This is a genomic window from Streptomyces sp. NPDC006265, assembly GCF_040613555.1.
GTDB lineage: Bacteria > Actinomycetota > Actinomycetes > Streptomycetales > Streptomycetaceae > Streptomyces.
Genome location: NZ_JBEXSH010000802.1, coordinates 1 through 4210 on the forward strand (window position 1 = coordinate 1; position 4210 = coordinate 4210).

The window sequence follows — 4210 nt, forward strand, 5'->3', positions numbered from 1 at the left end:
GACGTGGACGTGGGCGTGCCGGGCGAGGCCCGCGGCGTGCAGCCAGAGGGCGCCCGTGCGCCCCCGTCGGCCGCTCGGATCCACTGGCCGAGCGCCTCAGCGACGGGTGCCGCGCCGCCCTCGGCGAGGAACAGCGCCGCGGTCGAGTAGGCGACGGACGCATAGGGGTCGAGCGCGGGCCGGCCGCCCAGGCCTTGCAGGGCCCGCAGGGTACCCGGCACGTCCTGGGTCCCCACCTGCGTCCCGTAGGCCCGCGCGGCGCTGTCCTGGAGTTGCGGACTGGGGCTGCCGGACCAGTCCCGCACCTGACGGGCGACCTGGGCCGTGATCCGGGGATCGTCGGCGGCCATCGCCACCGACAGCGCCATGGCGGCGTAGCGGCGGTCGCGCACCGACGGGCTGCGCGCCCAGTCCTTCACCACGTCCCGGTACACGCTGTCGAAGTCGTGCCGGAGCAGATGGCCGACGATCACGGCGGCCCGGGTGCCGACCCGCTCCAGACGGTCGTCGGCCAGGGCCCGCAGCCACGCGACCAGCGGGTCGCGCAGCCAGCCGAATCCGTGCCAGATCACCTCGATGACCGCCGGCATCAGATCCGGGTCCGCGAGCCGGGCACGGCGCGGGTTGTCGGACAGGTGGCCTCCGGCCTCGGCGGCGATGCCCATGCCCGGCGCGACCAGCCGGTCCAGGTCCAGCTCGAAGACGGGCCGGGCGGGCGCCGACTCCCGGTACTCGGCGCGCAGCATCTCCGCGCTCAGCCGCGTGCCCATCCGCAGGACGTCGGACAGCGGCAGGTCGTGGCCGAGGACGTAGGAGATCCGCACGGCCTGGTGGTGCGTCTCGGCCTCCGAGGCGGACGGTTCCCCGTCGGTGTCCTGCGTCTCCGACAGCTTCAGAAACCGTCTGGCGAGGCTCCGCAAGTCCTCGTGAGGGGTGTCGAGAAGGACGTCCAGGGCGTCGTCGGTGCCGTGCAGGCACGCGGCGATGTTCCGGGCGAAGGACGTGATCCAGTCGATCGAGCGGGCGGCGTCGAGCTTGGCGCCCACCCGTGCGTCGTCCAGCACCCCGTCCGCGAACCGGCGCAGCCGTGCCCGGTCGCAGCGGTCGCGGTCGGTGCACCGGGCGCGGTGCGCCTCCAGCGCGGACCGCAGGTGCGCGTCCAGCACCGGCCGCGGCTCGGGGCGCAGGTGCCGGACGGCGTAGGGGGTCGGGAGGTCGTCGGTCCGGGTGTCCTCGACGACCAGGACGACGTACGTCCCGTGCGCACGGGCGAGCAGGCTCAGCGCCTGGAGCGTGCTCCTGCCGGGTCGCCGGCCGCCCAGACCGACCAGGACGCCCTCCCCGCGTTTCAGGCAGCGCCGGCCCTGTGCGACCAGGGCCTGGAGCAGGTCGGCGTCGGCACTGTGCAGGACGGAGACCCGATCGCTGCCGCACCGGTCGGCCAGCAGGAAGGTGCCCGTGTCCTCCCGTCCGCTGCCCGACCGCCCGACCAGGGCGACGAGGTGGTGCTCGCGCAGCGTTTCGGCCATCTGCTCCTGGTGCGGGACGGGGTGGTGCAGCTGGTGCAGCCGTGCCGTCTCCGTGGCGTCGAGGCGTATGCGATGGAGTTCGGCGCCCTTGGCCGTACCGACGTTCAGCGTGTAGGCGTTGCCGCCGAAGGCCATGGCGTTGTTGAACGCCTCGTGGAAGGTGGCGATGGACACGGTCTCCGCCCGGAAGCGGTCCTGGGCGTCGCCCGGCGGCGGCCCGGATTTCCGGGACCGGCCGTCGTCCGGCGGGGAGTCGGCCTGCTCGCCGGGCTCGTCCTCGCTCCGCCCCCCGTCGTCCTGGCCGTCGTCGTGCCGGTCGTCGTCCGGACCGGCGCCGGCCGGTTCACCGGCGTCCTCCGGCGCGGTGGCGTCCGTGGCGGGCGGCTCCCCGGGTCCGGGGGGCGGCGCGTCCGATCTCGGCTCGGAGGCGGGTTCCGGGGCCGGGGCGCCGGGCGCGGGGGCATCGTCGGTCGTGCTCATGGGCGTTCCTCGTCGTCTTCCTCGGGGCCGAAGTTGTACGTGTTGTTGGTGTTGCCGTTGCCGCCGAAGTTGGCCGAGCCGTGGTCGAAGCGCTCGATGTTGTACGTGGCTCCGCCGCTCTCGCCCTGGGGCCGGCGGGGGCGCCTGCGGCGCAGGTCGGGAACCGCCTTGTGGACCGCCTCGAAGAGTGGCGGGAAGTCGATGTGTTCCTGGTGCGGCCGGAAGAACACGCACTGGCGGCTGCTCAGGTCGCGCATGTCGGACGGGAGTTCGGCCACGTTCGGCAGGTCCGCGCCGTCGACCAGGACCGGGAGGACGTCGATGCCCCAGGCGAACGCCAGGGCGATCTCCTTGCGGACCCAGTCCTCCGGGTCGTCGATGCAGCGGCGGCCGGCGTCGTCCGTCGCCGTCGCCCAGCGGTGGCCCATGACCGCAATCAGCAGGTCGCACTTGCGCAGGGCACGCGTGATCTCGTCGGGGAAGTGCGCGCCCTTGCCGATCGACCGCTGGTCCCGGAAGACCTCCCGCTCGCCGAACTCGTCCCGGAGCGCTGTGTCGAGGTGTGGACCGGCCGTACCGGTGTCGGCACGACGGAAGTTGACGAAGACACGGGGAGCCATGCTGTTCCTCGTTTCGTGAGAGGGCGCACGCCCGGCAGGCCCGGGTGGGCTGGGCTGATGCCCGGAGTCGGGTGCTCCGCGGGCGAGTTGGAGAAGGGCCGTCGACGCGGCGCCGACGGTGGGTAAATCCGACATTTTCAGCCGCCGTACGGATGGTCAACGCGTTGCCTGTTGACACTTCCGGTGCCAACAGGACACAGGCGACCGGGGCGGTCGTCGGAGGCCGCCCGGGCGGCTGTCGCGGCCCGGGCGCGGTGGTGCGGGGAGCCTCAGGTCGTCCGGGCCCCACGCAGGCTCGCGGCGATGACCGGCAGGATGTCGCGAACCGCGGGATGTTTCCGCCGGGTGGCCAGCGACGACCTCAGTTGCCGCAAGTCGGCCCGTACGGTGGCGGAGTCGGTGGTCCGCACGTCCCCGGCGACGGACCGGGCCACCTCGCAGGCCCGGTCTACCTCGTCGGCGTCCGCGAGGGCGAGGGCCAGCCGGGCACCGTGCCGGGCACGGGCCCGAAGGGCGTGCGGGGCGATGGTGTCCTGTCCCGCTTCGAGCAGGGTGACGGCGGCCTCGGACTCGCCGAGTTCCCGCAGGCACCAGGCCGCGACGAAGGCGGCGAGGTCGGGGAGGTGGGTGCTGCCCAGGGCGGGGGCCTCGTCCGTCTGCGTTCGGGCGGCGTCCACGAGTCCGGCTCCCCGGTCGAGGGCGCGCAGACACTGCGTCTCGCTGCCCATGAGCGCGTACCCCTGGGCCTCCCGCTGCGCGGCCAGTTCCCTGGTGCGCAGGCCGCGGGCCTGCAGGCCTGCCGCCTCCGCCAGTTCCACGGTGGTCTGCGCGTCCCCTGCGTAGAGGGCGAGTTCGGCCCGGCGCAGCAGTGTGTACGCGGCCATCTCGTGATCGCCGCACGAGGCGGCCAGTTGTGCGGCCTGCTCGGTCCACCAGCGGGCGGCCCGGTCGTCGCCCGCCTCCTGCCACATCCAGCCCGTGTACTCGGCGAAGCGCGCGGCGAGTCGGAGCACGGCGGCGCGGCCGGCGGGCGCGGCGCCGTGGGCGAGACCGCGCAGCGCCCCGGTGGCCGTGCTGCTCAGCGGGATCACGAGGGCGGGCCCGGAGCACTGGCCGAGCCGGCGGTACTCGTCGAACACGGCGTGGAACACGGGGAGCGACGCCTCCACCGATACGGCTTCCCGGCAGCCCGGCGTGATGGCCCAGTGCGCCACGACGGCGGAGGCGTGACCGTCCGCGAGTGCCTCGGGGTCGCTGGCGGTGAAGGTGCTCTCGCCGTCGGCGGCCACACACAGCGACCAGGGCACGCCGTCGCCGCCGTGCGAGGCGGGACGCTCCTCACGCGCCGGCGCCGCGGCGGGCAGCAGGGCGAGGAGAGCGCCGTCGGCGCGCAGTTTGGCGTCGCAGGCGCGGGCCAGTTCCAGGCTGGGGTTGCGGTGGCCCCGCTCGATCTTGCTCAGGTGCGACCTCGTCGCATGGACGAGCCGTTCCATATCGGTCAGCGATTTCCCGGATTCGAGTACGGGCTGGCGTCCATGATGACCGGGATCTTGCGGCCCTGCCGGGCGGTTTCGCGGGGGC

General features: G+C 74.1%; 3 protein-coding genes. All 3 read right to left on the minus strand.

Translation table 11 applies throughout. The features are described from left to right. Positions 1-2009, minus strand: a 2009-nt coding sequence (locus ABZ281_RS40235) for a hypothetical protein (RefSeq protein WP_356662932.1), incomplete at its 3' end; no start/stop codon positions are given. Beyond that, positions 2006-2629, minus strand: a complete 624-nt coding sequence (locus ABZ281_RS40240) for a toll/interleukin-1 receptor domain-containing protein (RefSeq protein ID WP_356662933.1) — start codon at positions 2627-2629, stop codon at positions 2006-2008. The genes ABZ281_RS40240 and ABZ281_RS40235, both read right to left, overlap by 4 nt. Before the next feature lie 269 nt (positions 2630-2898). Further along, positions 2899-4210: helix-turn-helix transcriptional regulator (locus ABZ281_RS40245; RefSeq protein WP_356662934.1), on the minus strand; the 1312-nt coding region annotated here is incomplete at its 5' end.